The organism is Sphingomonas aquatilis (assembly GCF_014196115.1).
Lineage (GTDB): Bacteria > Pseudomonadota > Alphaproteobacteria > Sphingomonadales > Sphingomonadaceae > Sphingomonas > Sphingomonas aquatilis.
On record NZ_JACIDB010000001.1, the window covers coordinates 1,206,534 to 1,225,527 of the forward strand.

General features: G+C 68.2%; 17 protein-coding genes and 1 tRNA gene. 9 read left to right on the forward strand and 9 right to left on the reverse strand.

The features are described 5' to 3' along the window. The first annotated feature begins 6 nt into the window (after positions 1 to 6). The 3 genes from GGR47_RS05660 to GGR47_RS05670 all read left to right on the forward strand — a co-directional run bounded on the left by GGR47_RS05660 (position 7) and on the right by GGR47_RS05670 (position 2,687). The gene (locus tag GGR47_RS05660) at positions 7 to 660 is read left to right on the forward strand and encodes a Tim44/TimA family putative adaptor protein (protein ID WP_147035964.1); all 654 of its coding nucleotides are present in this window, start codon (positions 7 to 9) and stop codon (positions 658 to 660) included. Between the two features lie 139 nt (positions 661 to 799). Further along, entirely contained in the window at positions 800 to 2,149 is a 1,350-nt protein-coding gene (gene mltA, locus GGR47_RS05665; RefSeq protein ID WP_221204589.1) for a murein transglycosylase A, read from the forward strand. Positions 2,150 to 2,174: 25 nt separating this feature from the next. Continuing rightward, a complete protein-coding gene (locus GGR47_RS05670; RefSeq protein WP_183949468.1) occupies positions 2,175 to 2,687 on the forward strand; it encodes a Smr/MutS family protein in 513 nt (170 codons plus the stop codon). A gap of 2 nt (positions 2,688 to 2,689) precedes the next feature. Here the strand turns inward: GGR47_RS05670 and GGR47_RS05675 are convergent, their stop codons facing one another. From GGR47_RS05675 to rpmH, 8 genes are all read right to left on the reverse strand, one after another. Next, positions 2,690 to 3,523, reverse strand: coding sequence for a DMT family transporter (locus GGR47_RS05675; protein WP_147037020.1), 834 nt, complete (start codon positions 3,521 to 3,523; stop codon positions 2,690 to 2,692). Then, a complete protein-coding gene (gene dapE, locus GGR47_RS05680; protein WP_147037021.1) occupies positions 3,520 to 4,641 on the reverse strand; it encodes a succinyl-diaminopimelate desuccinylase in 1,122 nt (373 codons plus the stop codon). The genes GGR47_RS05675 and dapE overlap by 4 nt, the downstream gene beginning before the upstream one ends. Beyond that, on the reverse strand, positions 4,638 to 5,300 hold the full coding sequence (locus GGR47_RS05685) for a glutathione S-transferase family protein (protein ID WP_147037022.1): 663 nt from the start codon (positions 5,298 to 5,300) through the stop codon (positions 4,638 to 4,640). Before GGR47_RS05685 ends, dapE begins: the two co-directional genes overlap by 4 nt. Positions 5,301 to 5,814: 514 nt before the next feature. Beyond that, positions 5,815 to 6,432 (reverse strand): ribosome biogenesis GTP-binding protein YihA/YsxC, encoded by a 618-nt coding sequence (gene yihA, locus GGR47_RS05690; protein ID WP_147037027.1) that lies wholly within the window; start codon positions 6,430 to 6,432, stop codon positions 5,815 to 5,817. A 44-nt stretch (positions 6,433 to 6,476) separates the two neighbouring features. Continuing rightward, a complete protein-coding gene (gene yidC / locus GGR47_RS05695; RefSeq protein WP_147037023.1) occupies positions 6,477 to 8,180 on the reverse strand; it encodes a membrane protein insertase YidC in 1,704 nt (567 codons plus the stop codon). A gap of 19 nt (positions 8,181 to 8,199) precedes the next feature. Next, positions 8,200 to 8,412 (reverse strand): membrane protein insertion efficiency factor YidD, encoded by a 213-nt coding sequence (gene yidD, locus GGR47_RS05700; RefSeq protein ID WP_017978408.1) that lies wholly within the window; start codon positions 8,410 to 8,412, stop codon positions 8,200 to 8,202. Further along, positions 8,409 to 8,807 carry a ribonuclease P protein component gene (rnpA, locus tag GGR47_RS05705; RefSeq protein WP_017978409.1) on the reverse strand — a complete coding sequence of 133 codons (399 nt, stop codon included), beginning with the start codon at positions 8,805 to 8,807 and terminating at the stop codon, positions 8,409 to 8,411. The genes yidD and rnpA overlap by 4 nt, the downstream gene beginning before the upstream one ends. An 8-nt stretch (positions 8,808 to 8,815) precedes the next feature. Continuing rightward, the gene (gene rpmH, locus GGR47_RS05710) at positions 8,816 to 8,950 is read right to left on the reverse strand and encodes a 50S ribosomal protein L34 (RefSeq protein ID WP_017978410.1); all 135 of its coding nucleotides are present in this window, start codon (positions 8,948 to 8,950) and stop codon (positions 8,816 to 8,818) included. A 260-nt stretch (positions 8,951 to 9,210) separates the two neighbouring features. On the opposite strand from rpmH, the gene GGR47_RS05715 reads away from it, so the two are divergent. The 4 genes from GGR47_RS05715 (at position 9,211) to GGR47_RS05730 (ending at position 14,869) form a co-directional block, all read left to right on the forward strand. After that, positions 9,211 to 10,719 (forward strand): YifB family Mg chelatase-like AAA ATPase, encoded by a 1,509-nt coding sequence (locus GGR47_RS05715; protein ID WP_147037024.1) that lies wholly within the window; start codon positions 9,211 to 9,213, stop codon positions 10,717 to 10,719. Positions 10,720 to 10,794: 75 nt separating this feature from the next. Then, a tRNA-Leu gene (locus GGR47_RS05720) sits at positions 10,795 to 10,879 on the forward strand. 413 nt (positions 10,880 to 11,292) lie between these two features. Next, entirely contained in the window at positions 11,293 to 13,386 is a 2,094-nt protein-coding gene (locus GGR47_RS05725) for a methyl-accepting chemotaxis protein (RefSeq protein WP_244305236.1), read from the forward strand. Between the two features lie 175 nt (positions 13,387 to 13,561). Further along, complete coding sequence (locus GGR47_RS05730) at positions 13,562 to 14,869, forward strand: outer membrane beta-barrel protein (RefSeq protein ID WP_147037026.1); 1,308 nt, start codon at positions 13,562 to 13,564, stop codon at positions 14,867 to 14,869. 79 nt (positions 14,870 to 14,948) lie between these two features. Here the strand turns inward: GGR47_RS05730 and GGR47_RS05735 are convergent, their stop codons facing one another. Continuing rightward, positions 14,949 to 17,114, reverse strand: a complete 2,166-nt coding sequence (locus GGR47_RS05735; RefSeq protein WP_183949450.1) for a TonB-dependent receptor — start codon at positions 17,112 to 17,114, stop codon at positions 14,949 to 14,951. A gap of 497 nt (positions 17,115 to 17,611) precedes the next feature. Here GGR47_RS05735 and pyrH point away from each other — a divergent pair, with 497 nt between their 5' ends. Next, on the forward strand, positions 17,612 to 18,343 hold the full coding sequence (gene pyrH, locus GGR47_RS05740; RefSeq protein WP_017978415.1) for a UMP kinase: 732 nt from the start codon (positions 17,612 to 17,614) through the stop codon (positions 18,341 to 18,343). A gap of 3 nt (positions 18,344 to 18,346) precedes the next feature. Beyond that, positions 18,347 to 18,904, forward strand: coding sequence for a ribosome recycling factor (gene frr / locus GGR47_RS05745; protein ID WP_017978416.1), 558 nt, complete (start codon positions 18,347 to 18,349; stop codon positions 18,902 to 18,904). The last annotated feature ends 90 nt before the right edge of the window (positions 18,905 to 18,994 follow it).

The following is an 18,994-nucleotide window of genomic DNA, read 5'->3' on the forward strand; positions in this document are numbered from 1 at the left end:
GGCACGGTGTTCTACGTAGTACTTCTCGCAATGGTGGCGGCGTTTCTGGCGCTGCGCCTGTACAGCGTGCTCGGCAAGCGCACCGGCCACGAACAGCAGCCGTTGCCTCGCGCCGCTGACGATCGCGCGACGGCGGCCGCGCCCGTGGTCGCCCGCCCGGTGGACGCCGCGGCAGACACGCGCGAGCCGGTCGGCCGCAACATCGAGCCGCAGGCCGAGGCGGGGTTGCGCGCGATCATCGGCGCGGAGCCCGGTTTCGACGTGCAGCAATTCCTGGGCGGCGCGCAGGCGGCGTATCGCATGACGCTGGAGGCATTCTGGTCCGGCGACGAAGCGAGCCTGTCCGAACTGGCCCAGCCCGACGTGGCGCATGCCTTTGGCGAGGCAATCGCGGCGCGCCGTGACGCAGGGGAGACGCTGGAGAACCGCCTGATCTCGATCGAACGGGCGGTCATCACCGATGCGGCGCTCGACGGCCGTGAAGGCCGGATCACGGTGCGCTTCGACGCGGATATCGCTGCGGTGACGCGCGATGCGGAGGGACAGGTGGTCGCCGGGTCGCTGACCGATGCGGTCGAGACGCACGACCTGTGGACCTTCTCGCGGACGCTGAAGAGCCGCGATCCCAATTGGAAGCTCGCCGACACCGACGAGGTGTGAGCGTCGTACGCCACACGGTGCCGGCTGCGCGACGGAACGGCGTCGGCACAGCCGCATCACCCTTGCCCCAGACACGCCGCTTCGGCACAGCCATAGGTCGTTGCCCCGCGCAGGGCGGGCGGACAATCGGGGTTTTCGTATGAACGGGCATCGCGCCTTGGCCGGCGTTACGCTGGCTCTCGCCCTCAGTGCGTGTGGCGGGCGCATCGTGCCAGTGGATGGCGGCTATGCCCCGCCGCCGACGACGAAGCGGCCACTGCAACCGTCGGTCACGCCGCCGCGTCGGGGCGGTAGCGGAGGCCAGGCCAACGTCATTGCGAGCGGGCGCAGCTTCGACGGTCGCATCCAGCCGTCGACGCCGTTGCTCGCGACACCGGTGACGGTCGATCCGACGGCCACCACGGCCGCGACCGCAGGCGTCACGCCGGGACCGGCGATCGACACGCTGCCGATCACCGAGGCGCAGGCGGAGGCGGCCCGTCAGGCGTTCCTGACCAGCTGCCCCGGCCTGATGCGCCGCACCGATGCCTCCGGCCTGACGCGCGGCACCGATTGGCAGCCGGCCTGTGCCGCGGCGGCGACCGTGCCGCGCGGCGGGGCACGACAGTTCTTCGCCGCCTATTTCGAGGCGGTGCAGGTCGGCGACGGCAGGGCCTTCGCCACCGGATATTACGAGCCCGAAATCGCGGCGTCGCGGGAGCGGCGCGCCGGTTATGAGGTGCCGATCTACGCCCGGCCCGACGATTTGATCGATGTCGACCTCGGCCAGTTCAGCGATGCGCTGAAGGGCAAGAAGGTTCGCGGGCGGGTGCAGGGCAGTGCCCTGGTGCCCTATTACGACCGCGCGGCGATCGATCGCGGGGCGTTGCAGGGCAAGGCGCCGGTGCTCGCCTGGGGCGCGGACGAGGCGGCGGTGTTCTTCCTGCAGATCCAGGGGTCGGGTCGGCTGCGGCTGCCGAACGGTGAGGTCATGCGGGTCGGCTACGATACGCAGAACGGCCGCGACTATACGGGGATCGGCGCGCTGATGAAGGCGCGCGGGCTTCTCCAGCCCGGCCAGACGTCGATGCAGGGCATCGTCGCCTGGCTGCGCGCGCACCCCGAGCAGGGCCGGGCGATCATGGAGGAGAATAAGAGCTTCGTCTTCTTCCGCGAGCTCGACACGCCGCCGGTGGGCGCGATGGGCTATGTGGTCAACGGCGGGGTCAGCGCGGCTGCGGACGTGAAATATGTGCCGCTGGGCGCGCCCGTCTTCCTGTCGATGGATCGACAGGACGCGAGCGGCCTGTGGGTGGCGCAGGACACGGGGGGTGCGATCAAGGGCAGCAACCGGTTCGACACCTATTGGGGTGCAGGGCCGGTGGCGGAGGCGACCGCGGGTGGCATGGCGGCGCGGGGCACGGCGTTCCTGCTGCTGCCCCGCGGTACGCTCGCGCGTTTCCAGAGCACCTCGTTCGGAACGACGGTCGGTGCGCCAACTCAACCCTGACGAAGCCGACCTGTGGGCGCGGGTGATGGCGACGGTGAAGCCGTTGCGCGGCGTCGTGGCAGCGGCGCGGCCGGCGGCCCCAACCCCCGTCGCACCGACCAAGGCGACGAAACCGTCGAAGGCGCTGACCCGCGCGCTCGGTCCGGCGCCGGCACCAGTGGCGCGCATGGTCGCCCCGCCCGCGCCGCCGCGGCAGAACACGCTGGACGGTGGCTGGGACAAAAGGCTGTCGCGCGGGATCGTCATCCCCGACAGCTCGATCGACCTGCACGGGCATAGCCTGTCGTCGGCGCATGCGTTGCTCGACGATGGCCTTGCCCGCGCCATCGCGCGCGGCGACCGCGTGCTGCTGCTCGTGACCGGCAAGCCGCCGCGTCCCGAGAGCGAGCGCCCGCACGCCCGCGGCGCGATCCGCGCGGCGATTGCCGACTGGCTCGCCGCGTCGCGCCATGCCGATGCCATCGCGGCGGTGCGGGGGGCGCATCCGCGGCACGGCGGGCAAGGCGCGCTCTACATCGTGCTGCGGCGCGGGCGGTAGGGTCAGCGCAGCAGGATCAGCGCCGCGCCGCAGAGGATCGCGCCGATCGCCGCGACGCGGTGCGCCGTCACGGGTTCGCGTAGCCAGAACACGCCGATCAACAGCGCCGTCCCCATGCCCGTCTCGCGCAGCGCGGCGAGCGGGGCGGTGGGGCCGCGGGCGAAGGCGGCGAGCGCAAGACCATAGGTGCCGATCGACAGCGCGCCGGCGATCGCGCCGGGCCCCCATTGTCGCCGCATGTCGGTAAAGACCGCGCCGCGTGTCATCACCGCGAACTGGGCGACGATCATCGGACCCATCAGCACGAAGTCCCAGACGATGAAGCTCGCCACCGTCGGCGCGGCGCGGACGCCGTGCGCGTCGGCGACGGTATAGGCCGCGGTGCAGCAGCCGCAGATCGCCGCCCAGCCCAGCGCCCGGCGCGACAGATGGCGGCCGATCGACAGGATCAGGATGCCGCCAGCGACGATCGCGATGCCGGCGATCTGCGCAGCGTTGGCCCGTTCGTGGAGCAGCGCGACCGAGACGATCGCGGTCAGCGGTGGGGCGAGGCCGCGCATGATGGGGTAAGCGGCGGAGAAATCAGCCAGTTCGTAGGTGCGCACGACAGCCAGCAGGTAGAGCGCATGGATCGCGGTGCTCGCGACCAGCCAGCCCCAGGCGCCGTGCGGCAGCGGCACGACCAGCAGGCCGGGCAGCAGGATCAGCGCGGCGGTGCCGTCGATCGTCGCGCGGCCCGCCATCTTGTTCTTGCCGCTCTTGATGACGGCGTTGACGACCGCGTGGAGCGAGCCCGACGCGATCATCATCGCCGCCGCGACAAGCGGTAGCGTCATGCCGCGCGCGTGATGATGTCGGCGTAGATGGTGGTGAGCGTTTCGAGGTCGGCGATGGCGACGGCTTCGTCGACCTGGTGCATCGTCGCGTTGAGCAGGCCGAATTCGACCGTCGGGCAGAGTTTCGACAGGAAGCGCGCGTCGGACGTGCCGCCGGAGGTGGAGAGTTCGGGGACGAGGCCCGTCTGCGCCTCGATCGCGGCACTGACCATCGCGGTCCAGGGCCCGGGCGGAGTGAGGAACGCCTCGCCCGACGCCTTGCCGGTGACGATCGCGGCGGGGGCGTGGGTGTGGACGACGGCGCGGACGCGGTCGATGAGGTCGGCCCCGCGTTGTTCGTCGTTGAAGCGGATGTTGAGGCGCGCGGTGGCCTTCGCCGGGATGACGTTGTGTGCGGGATTGCCGATCGCGATGTTGGTGATCTCGAGGTTCGACGGCTGGAACCAGGCATTGCCCTGGTCGAGCGCCATATCCTCCAGCGCGGCGAGCGCGCGGGCAAGCTTGCCGGCGGGATTGTCGGCGAGGTGCGGGTAGGCGACGTGGCCCTGCCGGCCCGGCACCTCGATCCAGATGTTGACCGACCCGCGGCGGCCGATCTTCACCATGTCGCCGAGCTGGCGGACCGAGGTGGGCTCACCCACGAGGCAGAGGTCGGGCGTGATGCCGAGCGCGGCCAGCCGTTCGATCAGCACGGGCGTGCCGTAGGTCGCCGGGCCCTCCTCGTCGCCGGTGATCAGCAGGCTGAGTGTCGGGCCACTCGCGCGCGCTGCCGCGGCGACGAAGGCGGCGACCGCGCCTTTCATATCGACCGCGCCGCGGCCGTAGAGCAGGGGCCCGCGGATATCGCCGGACCAAGGGGAGCCCTGCCACCCGTCGCCGGGCGGCACGACGTCGACGTGGCCGGCAAAGGCGAGATGCGCGCCCGTGCCTTCCCGCAGCGCGATCAGGTTTTCGACCGGACCGTCGGGCGCGTCGCCGGTGACGACGCGGTCGATCGTGAAGCCGATCGGGGCGAGCGCCGCCTCCAGCACGTCGAACACCGCGCCGCGCGCGGGGGTGACGCTGTCGGCGCGGAGCAGCGCCTGGGTCAGCGCGACGACGTCGAGGGGCGCCCTCACGCGGTGGGCTGCTCGAACTGTTCGATGACCCAGTCTTCCTCCTGCGCGGCAGCGATCCAGTCCTGCATCCAGGGGTGCTGGACGACCGCGTCGATGTACGCAGCGGCGAAGCGCGCGATGGGGAGCTGGTAGGAGATGATGCGCGTGCAGACGGGGGCGAACATGATATCCGCCGCGCCGAAATCGCCGAACAGGAAGGCGCCGTCGCTGCCGAAGCGGGCGCGGGCCTGCGCCCACAATTCCACGATGCGCTTGAGATCGACGATGACGTCCTCGTCGGGGCGCTTGGCCGGGAAGACCTGGCGGATGTTCATCGGGTGCTTGCGGCGCAATGCGACGAAGCTCGCGTGCATTTCCGCCGCCATCGAGCGGGCCATGGCGCGTGCCGCCTCATCGGCGGGCCAGAAGCGGTCGCGCCCGACCTTGTCGGCGAGATAGTCGACGATGGCGAGACTGTCCCACACCACCGCGTCGCCGTCCCACAGGATCGGCACCTTGCCCGACGAGGGCGCGAATTCGGCGCCTTCGCGGCGGCGATCCCATTCGGCGTCGTACAGCGGCACGACGACCTCTTCGAAGGGAAGGCCGGATTGCTTGGCGGCGAGCCAGCCACGGAGCGACCAGCTGGAATAGGCCTTGTTGCCGATGATGAGCTTCATGGGGCTGGGTTAGCCGCGGGGTGGGGCGAGGTCCAGCGGGGCGAGGGGGTGGGAGATGGACAACATGGGCAGCTTGGCGGAAACGATCGGGGGCGATCGTTTCGGTTTGTGTGGCGATGGGGTGGGGAGGGGGTGGGGGATCATCGGCCCGTGGGGTTGGGTGGGCGCGGGGGTGTAGAACAGGGGGGGGATTTGGTTTGGGTGCAGGGGTTCGCGAGGGTTTTGATCCAACAAGGTTGGGAACGATCTCGCCGTCTGCTTCCCTTCGTCACCCCGGACTTGATCCGGGGTCCCGCTTTTAGACGTCGCAGAAGAAGCGGCATCCCGGCTCGAGGCCGGGATGACGGGATTCTTGGGGGGCGTTGGTGGCCTCACTCACCGCGTCACCCCGGACTTGGTCCCGGGTCCACTCTGCGGCGAGGGGAGTGGCTTGTGCTTCTTGCCGTCCCCTTGCGGCCCGGTGGACCCCGGAACGAGTCCGGGGTGACGGGTGGGTGGGGAGGGCGGTCGCCTCTTACCCGATCGCTTCGATCACCGCGGCGCGGAGTTCGGGGATGCCCATGCCGCCTTCGCTAGAGGTCGCGAGGATGTCGGGGTGCGCCGCCGGGCGCTTGCGGGCTTCGGTGGCGGTGCGGTCCATGACGTCGGCGAGTTCGGTCGCCTTCACCTTGTCAGCCTTGGTCAGGACGAGGCGGTAGCTGACGGCGGCCTTGTCGAGCATTTCGAGGATGTCGCGGTCGACGTCCTTGATGCCGTGGCGCGAATCGATCAGCACCAAGGCGCGCTTCAGCGTGTCGCGGCCGCGCAGGAAGTCGTTGACGAGGAAGCGCCATTTCTTGACGACATCCTTGGGCGCCTTGGCGAAGCCGTAGCCCGGCATGTCGACCAGCCGAAAGGCCAATGGCGACCCGACATCGAAGAAGTTCAGCTCCTGCGTCCGCCCCGGCGTGTTCGACGTGCGCGCCAGGCCGTTGCGCCCGGTGAGCGCGTTGAGCAGCGACGACTTGCCGACGTTCGAACGGCCGGCGAACGCGACCTCCGGCACCACGGGCGCGGGCAGATGTTCGAGGCTGGGCGCCGACTTCAGGAAGCCGACCGGCCCCGCAAAGGTCTTGCGCGCCGCCTCGAGCATGTCGGGCGTGAAGCCTTCATGCTCGGGCGCTACGATGTCATCGCTCACTTGGCCGCCGCGATCTTGAGGTCGGGGTGGCGGGCGTAGAGGATACGCTGCTGCAGGATCGCGAGGAAGTTGGACGCGATCCAGTAGACCTGCAGGCCGACCGGATAGCTGGCCATCACGAACATCAGCACCCAGGGGATCACCGCAAACACCTGCTTCTGCGTGTCGTCCATCGGCGCCGGATTCAGCTTGAACTGGAAGTACATCGAGATGCCGAGGATGATCGGCACGACGCCGATCGCGATCAGGTGCGGGGGCGTGAAGTGCAGGTAGCCGAAGAGGTTGACCGGGGTCAGCGGATCGGGCGCGGACAGATCCTTGATCCAGGCGACGAACGGCTGGTGCCGCATTTCGATCGTCAGCATCAGCACCTTGTACAGCGCGTAGAAGATCGGAATCTGGATCAGCGTCGGCACGCAACCGGCGACAGGATTGACCTTTTCCGTCTTGTAGAGGCCCATGACCTCCTGCTGCATGCGCGGCTTGTCGTCCTTGTAGCGTTCCTGCAGCGCCTTCATCTTGGGCTGGAGCGCGCGCATCTTGGCCATGCTGGCGAACTGGCGCTGCGCGATCGGGAACATCAGGCCACGGATCGTGACCGTCAGCAGGATGATCGCGACGCCGAAGTTGCCGACCATGCGGAACAGCCAGTCGAGATAGGTGAAGATCGGCTTTTCGAGGATTTCGAACCAGCCCCAGTCGATCGCCTTGTCGAGCTTGGTGACACCCTGGTCGTTTTCGTAATGCTGGAGCGCCTTCACTTCCTTGGCACCCGCGAAGAAGCGCGTCGTCTGCGTGATCGCGCGGCCCGGCGGCAACAGCTTGGGCGCGAAGGCGTAATCGGCCTGATAGGCAGTGTTGGCGCCGGCGCGGAACTGGCCGTCGAACTGCGCCTGCTGATCGGGGATCAGCGCAGTCAGCCAATATTTGTCGGTGAAGCCCAGCCAGCCGCCGGTGGTGGCGAACTTTTCGGGTGCCTTGTCGAGGTCCTTGAACTTGACGCCATAATCGGCGCCGCCGTTGTGGACCGACATCGGACCGGTGTGGATTTGCCACGTGCCGGGGTCCTTCGACACGCCGACGCGGTTGACATAGCCATAGGGGGCGACGGGCACCGGCGCGGCGCCGGCGTTCTGCACCGTCTGCTTGACGGTGAACATATATTGATCGTCGACCGACAGTTCGATCGCGAAGCGTTGGCCGCTGGCGTTGGTCGCGGTGAGCGTCACCGGCTTGCCCGGCGCGAGGATCGGCGACGAGGCGGTCCAGACGGCATCGCCCGCGGGCGGCTTCAGCCCGTCGTCGCGCCAGCTGAAGCCGGCGAAATAGGCCTCCGGCGCGCCGCTCGGCGAGAGCAGGCGGATCGGGGGCGAGTTCGCGGCGATCGTTTCCTTGTACTTGACCAGTACGAGGTCATCGATGCGCGCGCCCTTCAGGTTGATCGACCCCTGCAGCGTCGGGGTCTGGATGCGGACGCGCGGGGAATCGCCCAGCACCGCCTGGCGGCTGCGGATCGCGGCGGGCGCGTCGGCGGTTGGATCGGCGGTCTTCGCGGTCACCGGCACCGACTTGCCGTTGACGATCTTCGTCACCGGCGGGTTCGACACGGGGAAGAATTTGCCCTGGATCAGCGGCCACGCGAAAAGGATCAGGGCCGCGATCACCGCGAACAGGACGAAATTCTGGCGTTCTTTGTTCAAGGTCTTGCCCCGTCTTGGCTCAAGGGACCGGGTCGGGTCCGTGCCCGCCCCATGGATGGCAGCGCGCGATCCGCTTCACCGCCAGCCAGCCCCCTTTGACCGCGCCATAGCGGCGAAGTGCCGTGATTGCATAGGCCGAACAGGAGGGTTGGTAGCGGCAGCTGGGCGGCAGGATCAGCGATGGGCCGAGTTGCCAACCGCGCGCGATCAGGATGAGAAGGCGCGCGATCACCGTTTCGGCTTTCGGGGGCCGCGCGGTCGCGAGGGCGAATCCTCGCCGCGCGCGATCTTGCCCAGCGCTTTTGCGAATTCGGCCTTCAGCAGCGCATGGTCGCGCTCTATCCCGCCGTCCCGGCCGATCAGAACGTGGTCGGCGCCGCGGATGCCGCCCGCGGGCAACAGCTCGCGCGCCAACGCCCGCAACCGCCGTTTCATGCGGTTCCGGACGACGGCGTTGCCGATCTTCTTGGTGACGGTGAAGCCCACGCCCATGGCGGGGTCACCATCCTTGCGATCGTGCACCAGCAGGACGAATCCCGGCATCGGCGCACGCCGCCCCGCATTCGCCGCGAGAAATTCGCTGCGACGCGAAAGAGTGCGGATGCCGGCAGGCGTGCCGACATCCACGGGCGTGCTTACGCCGACAGCTTCTTGCGGCCGCGCGCGCGGCGCGCACGGATCACCGCACGACCGCCGACGGTCGCCATCCGCGAGCGGAAGCCGTGGCGACGCGCACGCACCAGGTTGCTCGGCTGAAAGGTCCGCTTCATGATTCATCCCTCGGATACGTCGAAATAGAAAAGGGCCACCCCGAAGAGGCGGCCGTGATAGGGCGCGCTTAACCAGCAGGCGCGGCGAAGTCAATGCGGTGACGGGGGCTGCGGTGGGAGAGGGGACCCTCATGATGCGCGATGTGGCGCTTGTGTGTTACATCTACAAGACGCGCTCAAGAGATGGCGCGCGATCGATCCGAAATGGTCATTCCCCGTTGCGCGAAAGCGGCTATGACCGGTTCCCGGGGGGGAGGGACATGACGGCGATCGTGCGGACGGTGGCGTATCTGGGGCTGGAGGCGCGCGGCGTCGAGGTGCAGGTGCAGCTGATCGCGGGCCTGCCCGCCTTCAATGTCGTGGGCCTGGGCGACAAGGCGGTGGCGGAAAGCCGCGAGCGGGTGCGCGGCGCGATCGCGGCGATGGGGCTGGCGCTGCCGCCCAAGCGGATCGTCGTCAACCTGTCGCCCGCCGACCTGCCCAAGGAAGGCGCGCATTTCGACCTGCCGATCGCGCTGGCGCTGCTCGGCGCGATGGGCGTCGTCGATGTCGAGGCGCTGGCTGAGTATCTCGTCGTCGGCGAACTGGGACTCGACGGACGGATCGCGCCATCGCCCGGCGTGCTGCTCGCCGCGCTGCATGCGGGCGCCGAGGGGCTGGGGCTGATCTGTCCCGCGGCGCAGGGGAGCGAGGCGGCTTGGGCGGGATCGGTCGAGGCGCTGGCCGCGCCCGACCTGTTGGCGCTGATCAACCATTTCAAAGGCCATGGCCTGCTGAGCGCGCCCGTGCCGGGCGAGGTCGAACCATCGGGCCACGGGCCGGACCTCAGGCAGGTGAAGGGGCAGGAGGTCGCCAAGCGCGCGTTGGAGATCGCCGCGGCGGGTGGGCACAATCTGCTGATGGTCGGGCCACCGGGTGCGGGCAAATCGCTGATGGCGTCGTGCCTGCCCGGCATCCTGCCGCCGCTCGACGCCGCCGAGGCGCTGGAGGTGTCGATGGTCCAGTCCGTCGCGGGGACGCTGGCGGGCGGGCGGCTGACGCGCAACCGGCCGTTCCGCAGCCCGCATCACAGCGCATCGATGGCGGCGCTGACCGGCGGCGGGCTGAAGGTGAAGCCGGGTGAGGTGAGCCTCGCGCATCTCGGCGTGCTGTTCCTCGACGAGCTGCCGGAGTTCCAGCGCGCGGTGCTCGATTCGCTGCGCCAGCCGCTGGAAGCGGGGGTGGTCAGCGTCGCGCGCGCCAATGCGCACGTTACTTTTCCGGCGCGGGTGCAGCTGGTCGCAGCGATGAACCCGTGCCGGTGCGGGCATCTGGGCGATGCCAGCCTCGCCTGCGCCCGCGCACCGAAGTGCGCGGCGGATTATCAGGCGAAGGTGTCGGGCCCGCTGCTCGACCGAATCGACCTGCATGTCGAGGTCGCCGCGGTCAGCGCCGCCGACCTCGTCCTGCCGCCGCCCGAGGAAGGATCGGCCGAGGTCGCCGCGCGCGTCGCGACCGCCCGCGCGATCCAGAGCGCACGCTATGCGGGGGAGACGCCGCGGACGAACGCCGAGGCGGACGGCACATTGCTCGACGCGGTCGCAACGCCTGACGATGCCGGCCGCCGCCTACTCGCGCAGGCCGCCGAAGCGACCCGCATGTCGGCGCGTGGCTACACCCGTGTGCTACGCGTTGCGCGGACCATCGCCGATCTGGCCGGCGCGCACGACGTGGGGCGCGTCCATGTTGCCGAGGCGTTGAGCTATCGAAGACGCGCGCCGACGGCCTGATGCGCTTTCTTGCTGCGGTGAGCCGCGATGCCCTTGCGGTGCGCGGCATGACCCGCTACGCGCCCTGTCTTCGCTGCCCCTGTGGCGAAATTGGTAGACGCATTCGACTCAAAATCGAACGCCGCAAGGCATGCTGGTTCGAGTCCGGCCAGGGGCACCACCGCTTCCCAATCCCCTAAGTACTGAAACGGCTTAGGCGGATTTGGGGTCTGGTTCCGAGCCGCGGTTGGACATTCTCCATTTCAGAAGCACGGCAATCGCGATGCCCGCCGTACACATCTTGCGCATGCGGCTGCGTGCCCCGTGCGCGCGGTTCGTGTCGTGTCGGATGACGCCTTTTACGGTTGCGTTAGCGTGACGGATGGCCCGCGCGCTTTGGATGCGAGGTCGCGTTTGAACACCAACTCGCGCGTCTTCTGCCGGTGACGGCGAATGTCAGCGCGACGGCGACGCGCCCGATCTGATGTCCATTCTGAACATGATGAACCAAAAATTATACAATCGGGACCTAAGCCCTGGCCAACGAAGCAAGACATGGCGGGAAATATGCGAGCGTTACGATCTTTGGCGACGATGATCAGCATTCGGGGCGCCATTGCGGTTGCCGTCTTCGTCTGCCTGGGATCGGCGACGACGGGTGTGCTGATCGACCGGGCGGCGCGGGAACGCGCGTCGGAGACCGGTCTGATCGTGGCGAAGCAGATCGCATCCAGCGCGGAGGGCGAATTCGAACGTCCCATCGGGCTGGTCCATTCGGCGCTCGTCGCGATGCAGTCGATGCGCCAGCAAGGGGTGGTGGATCGCGACGCGCATATCGAATTGCTGCGGTCGGAGGTGCGTGGCAACCCGCAGATCTTCGGCATGTCGACCGGCTGGGAACCTGGCGCGTTCGACAATCGCGATGCGGCCTTTGTCGACAGCAAGGCATCGGACAAGACGGGCCGGTTCCTGCCCTATCTGTATCGGGCGGGCGACCGCGTGTCGCTGGAGCCGCTCAAGGATTACGCCAAGGAAGGGCCGGGCGACTATTATCTGATGCCGATGCGCGCGCGGCACACCGTGCTGATCGAGCCCTATATCTATGCGGTCGAAGGCCATGACGTGCTGATGACGACGATCGCGGAACCGATCATGGAGCAGGGCAAGCCGATCGGGATCGTGACCGCCGACATCGCGCTGAGCGCCTTGCGCGATCGGCTGGACAAGGTGGTCGTCCCGTTCGGCGGGACGGCGACCGTCGTCACCGACAAGGGCACCTTCGTCTACAATCGCAATGCGGCGCTGCTGGGCAAGCCCGCGCCGGCCAGCATGGGCAGCATCGGCCGGACGTCGGACCCGGCGCTGGGCGACGTGCTGCGCATCGAGACGCCGATCCACTTCAAGGGCATCAAGGGCGCATGGTTCGTCAGGGTCGACCTGCCGATGAGCGCGGTGATGGCGGATGCACGCCAGGCGGAACTGACGCTGCTGATCGCGGCGATCGCGATCATCGGCGGGCTGATCATCGTGCTGCGGCGGACGGCGAACCGGATCGTCGGCGAACCGCTGGATGCGATCGCTGGCGAGATGAACGAACTGGCCAACGGCAATCTGGAGGAGCCGCCGGTCCGCGCCATCGTGTCGTCCGAAATCGATCGGATGGCCAAGGCGGTGGCGGTGTTCCGGGCGAACGCCATCGCGCAGCGCCGGTCGGAACAGGATCAGGCATTCGTTGTGTCCACGCTGGGCGCCCATCTGAAGAAGGTCGCGGCGGGGGATCTCACCGCGCAGATCGATCAGCCGTTCAACGGGGATTACGATCGGGTACGCGTCGACTTTAACGCCGCCATCGACAAGCTCGGCACGACGCTGTCCGCGGTCGCGAGCAATGCGGTGGAGGTGCGGACGGGCTCGGGCGAGATCAGCACCGCCTCGGACGACCTGTCGCGCCGGACCGAGCAGCAGGCCGCGAGCCTGGAGGAAACCGCGGCGGCGATGGACGAGATCACCTCGCAGGTCCGCACCACCGCGGCGGCGGCGCGCGAGACCAACAGCGTCGTCGAGGCGGCCCGCGCGGACGTGACGCTGAGCGATACGGTCGTCGGGCGGGCGGTGATCGCGATGAGCGATATCGAGAAATCGTCCGACGAGATCGCCGAGATCATCAGCGTGATCGACGGCATCGCGTTCCAGACCAACCTGCTGGCGCTGAATGCCGGGGTGGAAGCCGCCCGCGCAGGCGAGGCCGGCAAGGGGTTCGCGGTGGTGGCGAGCGAGGTGCGCGCGCTGGCCCAGCGATCGGCGGATGCGGCGGGCGACGTCAAGGCGCGGATCACCACGAGCACGGCGCAGGTCGGCACCGGCGTGGATGCGGTCGGCGAGATGCGCAAGGTGCTCGATCGCCTGACCGGGCGGATCATCGAGATCAGCCGTCTGGCCAGCGAGATCGCGACGGCGGCCGAGCAGCAGGCGATGGGCCTGTCGCAGATCAACATCGCGGTGAGCGAGATGGACGCCACGACGCAGCAGAATGCCGCGATGGTGGAGGAAGCGACCGCCGCGGCGCGCAGCCTGGCCGGGCAGGCCGATGAGCTGGGCGAGCTGATCGCGCACTTCCGGTTGGCCCATGGCGGCTATGCGGCAGCAGGGGCCGCGCGCTCCTCGGTTCCATTGCGTCTCGCCAGCTGAACCGCTGCCTGGGACGGCGGAGGCCCGGCCGGGCCTTCGCTTCCCATCATCCGATCCGACGACCACGGCAGCCGGTACGGCGGCCGGTTGCGCACCCATCGCGCCGTCGCTGGCGACGCGAGGAGAGCCGCGCGCCGGCGCGCCATCCGGCTGCCCCTGCCTTGTGAAACGAGCGATGAAGACGATCCATTTCCTCAGCCTGTGCGCCAGCACGGCACTGATCGCGCCGGCGCCGGCGCTCGCGCAAGCCGCTGACGGTGTCGGCGCGCTGCAGACGTCGAAACCGCTGGCGCGGGTGCCAGATGCCGATCCGGTGGCGCCCGACGCACCGGCGGACACGCTATCGTCGCGCGAGCATTCGGCGATCACCTATGCGTTGCAGGTCGAAGGGAGCATCGCGGTCGATCCCGTCCATCCGGCGAACGGCGTGAACTTCGGACAGGAATTTGCCGACCGCGCGAACCGCCCCTTGCTCAACCAGATACTGGGAACGATCGCGCGCCCGGTTGCCGGTGGTCCGCGGGTGGACGTGGGCTTCAACCTGCAGGGGCTGTTCGGGACCGACGCGCGCTATTCACCGACCATCGGCCTGTTCGATCGGACGTTCACCGGCCGCTATCAGTTCATCCTGACGCAGGCCAATGTCGTGGTCCACACGCCGGTGCTGACGCCGGGCGGCGTCGATTTCAAACTGGGGCTGTCGCCGGGGCTCATGGGATATGAAGGGCTCGATCCCTCTACGCGCCCGTTCTATACCTTGTCCTACGTCACCAATTACCTGCTGGCGTTCCAGACGGTGGGGGCGATCGCGACGGTGCATGTCAGCCCCCAGCTGGATGTCATCGCCGGCATCGATGCGGGGAACGAGGTGGTTCCCGGCAGGTCGGACAACAACGGCGCCGCAGCGGGTTATCTGGGGGTCAGCCTGAGCCATCTGGCCGGCGATCGCCTGACGGTCCTCGCGATGACGCGCTTCGGACCGGAAAATTCGCGTCTGGCCCTGCCCAATGCGAACCGGGCGATGCGCTGGTGGAACGACGTCACGGCGACCTACAAGATCGACGACCGCACGACGGTGGCGGGGGAGGCGAATTACCTGCGCGACGACGGGCTGAACGCGGAGGCCTATGGCGCGACGGCCTATGTCCTGCACACGATCAACCCGCAATGGTCGGCCAATCTGCGCGTCGATGCGTTGCGCGATCCGCAGGGGGCGTTCGTCGTCACATACGGGTCCGACACCGCGTTCGCCGACGCGATCCGTGGCGTGCCGGCGCTGATCTACACCGCGCCGCCGACGACCTATGGCGCGGTGACCGCCGGCGTCTCGTACCGCCCCGCGGCGCTCAACAGCCGCCGTGTCGCGGTGACGGTTCGACCGGAAATCCGCTACGATCGATCCCTGAACGGGACGCGCCCCTATGATGGCGGGACCCGACGCGGTCAGTGGCTTGCCAGCGCGGACCTGATCGTCGGCTTCTGACGCTTGCGACGCGGCGACGCGGGGGGCATCGGTTCGCGCGGCGCCGGATGCCCGCTGCCAGGTCCGTCAGGCAACATGCTCACCAGTTGCGGCGGTAGCCGATCGTCAGCGTGGCGCCGTTGGCGGGCACGCGGCTGCTGTTGAGGTTGCTGCGCAGCAGCTGGCTGTAGACCGGAAAATACTGGGTTTTGAACAGGTTCTCGATCCCCGCCGTGATCGTGTCCCGTTCGGTCGGGCGCCAGCGGCTGGTCAGGTCGAATACGGCATATTGTTCGACCTTGCGCCGGCCGAAGCTCTGCACGCCGTTCAGCCGATAGTCGCGGTCGCCCGACAGCAGCCCCTGAAAGCGGATGTCGATCCGGTCGACGGGTGTGACCTCGACATAGGCGGTGACCTTGAGCGGGGGGATGCGATAGCCGGTCATCGGGCGCGACGCGGCGGCATTGGCGGGGCGTTCGCGGCCGCGGATCCAGGTCGCGGTCGCGCCGGCCCGGACGCGGTCGGTCGGGTCGCCGACGTCGAGCGATCCCTCGATACCGCGGATGCGCTCGGCGGTGCGCACCAGGATCAGGCCGTTGTTGAGGCTCTGCACATCGCCCAGTTCGGACGTGGTGCGGAATGCGGACGCGGTCATGCGCGCGCGACCGAACCGGCCGCGCCAGCCGACCTCATAGCTGTCGATGCGGACCGGCTGCAGGTCGGAATTGCGGATGTTGAAGCCGAGGTTCGCGTTGCGCAATTGCAGCCCGATATCGGGCAATTGGAAGCCTTGTGAAAAGGTCGCGAAAAAATCCTGGCCCGCGACCGGGGTCACCGTCGCGCTGCCGTTGAAGGTCCAGGCGCCATAGGAAATGGTGCCGCCGGGGATCGTGCCCGGCCGTGCCGCACGCGATTGCGAGAGCGGGACGAAGGCATCGAAGCGGGCGCGGGCGCGGTCGTAGCGGGCGCCCCCTTCGATCGCGAGCCAGTCGGCGAATCGGTGCTGCGCCTGGACGAAGCCGCCATAGGTCAGCGTCGTCAATTTCGGCATGTAGAGGAGCGTCGCAATCCGGTTGAACACCAGACCCCGGCTCGCATCATACGCAACGGGGTCGAACACATCGAGCGGCATGTCGCTCTGTTCATGGGTAAGGTCGCCGCCCCAGGTGAGCGAGCTGCGCTCCCCCAGCGGTGTCTCGATCGTCAGCCGGCCGCCGAAGACCCGGCTGTTCTGCGTCACCTGATCGACGTTGCGCCCGCGCGTCGCGATGCCGCGCGCATCGAACGGCGTGTAGCGCGAGAAGAAGTCGCGGTAATAGCCGAGCGCGGTCAGCCGGCTGCCGAGGACGTCGCGCGCGGCGAGGTTGGCCGTCACCACCGTGCTGTAGAGCTGGTTCTGGTTGGCGAGCTGGATCCCGCGCAGGGGGCGGGCAGCGGCTGTGCCGGCGGGCAGGCGGTCGACCGCGGGGTCGGATACGAAATCGGTATGCTGATCGGCGCGATAATGGCTGGCGGACAGCTGGACATAGGCTCCGCCGAGGCGCAGCCCGGCTTTGCCGCCGACGTTCCACACGTTGCTGTCGAACAGGTCGCCCTGGCTGGGTTCGGGCGCGCGGCGATTGCCGTTACCGTTGAACCCGCCGCCTATCCGCTGATAGCCGCCGTTGACGATGAAATCGAAGCTGCCCGCCGAGCCCGAGACGAATTGCTGCACCCGGCCACCCAGACTGTCCGTCGTCAGGTTGGAGAGCGATCCGGTGCCCGCCAGCACCGTTTCCGCCCGGAGTGGCCCGCCGGCGGGGCGGGTGTTGATCGAAATGATGCCCCCGGTCGCCCCGCTGCCGTACATCGCACTGCTACCGCGCAGCACCTGCACCTGCGCGATGTCGGAGGGTTCGAGGGCGATGAGGCCGCGGGCGCTGTCGCGGTTCGTGTTGTACGGCACGCCATCGACCAGGATCAGCGCGCCGCGCCCGCGCAGCGTCTGGCCGAAATCGGTGATCGTGCGACTGGAATCGGCGAGGCCCGGCACGGTCTTGGCAAGGATGGTCGCCAGCGTATCGGATGCCGAGCGGGCGAGTTCGATCTGGCTCTGATCGATCGTGGTCACCTGATGGCCCGACGCGACGATATCGCTGCGCGACCGCTGTGCCGTGACCACGATGTCGTCGACATTGGCCTCATCCTGTCGAGGCGGAGCGGTTTGCGCGGTCGCGGCCGTCGTTCCCAACAGCGCACCCACGATGGTCAAATACAGATACTTCATTACCGCCCCCAATTGACTACGATTCGCAATAGCAACATCAAAAGGTGAGTCAAATATGGACGGGAGGGGGCGGCCGCTCGGGTGCCGGAGCGCAGCCTCGTTCAGGGGTTGAGGGGTTTGCTACGGCAAATCGACACGGAGGATGGCGCTCCTACCGCGACCTTGGGCGCCGGCGTCGCAACCGACGCGGTGCGCGGCGCGCGGGTTTCGGCGGAGGACGGCGCGGGGATTCGGACGCGGCCTCCGACGCACGCCGGAAACGGCGCCACATCGTCTTCAGCCATTGGGTCAGCCTGTCCATGGCCCCGGCGATACGCGAGCAGAGCCTGAAATCTGCTGAACCCCTTCGTCAACCCAGGTTCAGCCTTTGCACCATCCGTCGGTCCCTACCGTGCCTCTGCACCATTTCCTCACGCGGGGGCCGCGCGGCGACGGTTGCTCCGGCGCGGATGTGCGCCTAAGGTCCGGCCGCTTTCTCCCCCATGCGATAGGACCCCATGAGCCCCGCGCCGCGCTACAAACGCATCTTGTTGAAATTGTCCGGCGAAGTGCTGATGGGGGAGGGCGGTGGCCTGTCGATCGACCCCACCGTCACCGCGCGCGTCGCCGAGGAAATCGCCGACGTGAAGGCACAGGGCTATGAGCTGTGCATCGTCGTCGGCGGCGGCAACATCTTCCGCGGCATTTCCGGTGCGGCGCGCGGCATGGAACGCGCGACCGGCGACTATATGGGCATGCTCGCGACCGTCATGAACGCGCTCGCGGTCCAGAACGCGCTGGAGCAGATCGGCGTCGAGACGCGCGTGCAGTCGGCGATCCCGATGTCGTCGGTGTGCGAACCCTTCATCCGCCGCCGCGCGATGCGACACCTGGAAAAGGGACGGATCGTGATCTTCGCTGCCGGCGTCGGATCGCCGTTCTTCACCACCGACTCGGGCGCGGCGCTGCGCGCGGCCGAGATGAATTGCGACGCGCTGTTCAAGGGCACCAGCGTCGATGGCGTCTACAACGCCGACCCCAAGAAGGATACGAGCGCCACGCGGTTCGCGACCGTCAGTTACGACACGGTGCTCGCCCAGAATCTCAAGGTCATGGATGCCAGCGCCGTCGCGCTGTGCCGTGATTCGAACATTCCGATCGTCGTCTTCAACATCCGCGAACACGGCAATTTCGCCGCGGTGCTGCGCGGTGAGGGCGTCTCGACGGTCGTGCAGAAGGAAGTGGAGTAACCCATGGCTGCCTATGACAAGTCCGATCTCGAGCGCCGCATGGCGGGTGCCGTCGAAGCGCTGAAGCACGACTTGGCCGGTCTGCGCACCGGCCGTGCGTCGACCGCGCTGCTCGATCCCGTCACCGTAGAGGTGTATGGCAGCCACATGCCGCTGACGCAGGTCGCCACCGTCTCCGTGCCGGAGCCGCGCATGATCTCGGTCCAGGTGTGGGACAAGTCGAACGTCGGGCCGGTGGAAAAGGCGATCCGCTCGGCGGGCCTGGGCCTCAACCCGATCAACGACGGCCAGACGCTGCGCCTGCCGATCCCCGACCTGACCGAAGAGCGCCGCAAGGAACTCGCCAAGCTCGCCGGCAAGTACGCCGAGGGCGCGCGCATCGCGGTGCGCAACGTCCGCCGCGACGGCATGGACAACCTCAAGACCGACGAGAAGAAGGGCGTGTTCAGCGAAGACGAGCGCAAACGCCACGAAACCGAGGTGCAGAAGCTGACCGACGCGACGATCGCCGATGTCGATGCGGCGGCGGCGGCGAAGGAAAAGGAAATCCTGGGTAAGTGACCAAGGTTCCGTTCGCCCTGAGCTTGTCGAAGGGCGTGTCCCGAGCGCATCGTTTGCGGCACGTGCTCCGACAGGGTCAGCACGAACGGG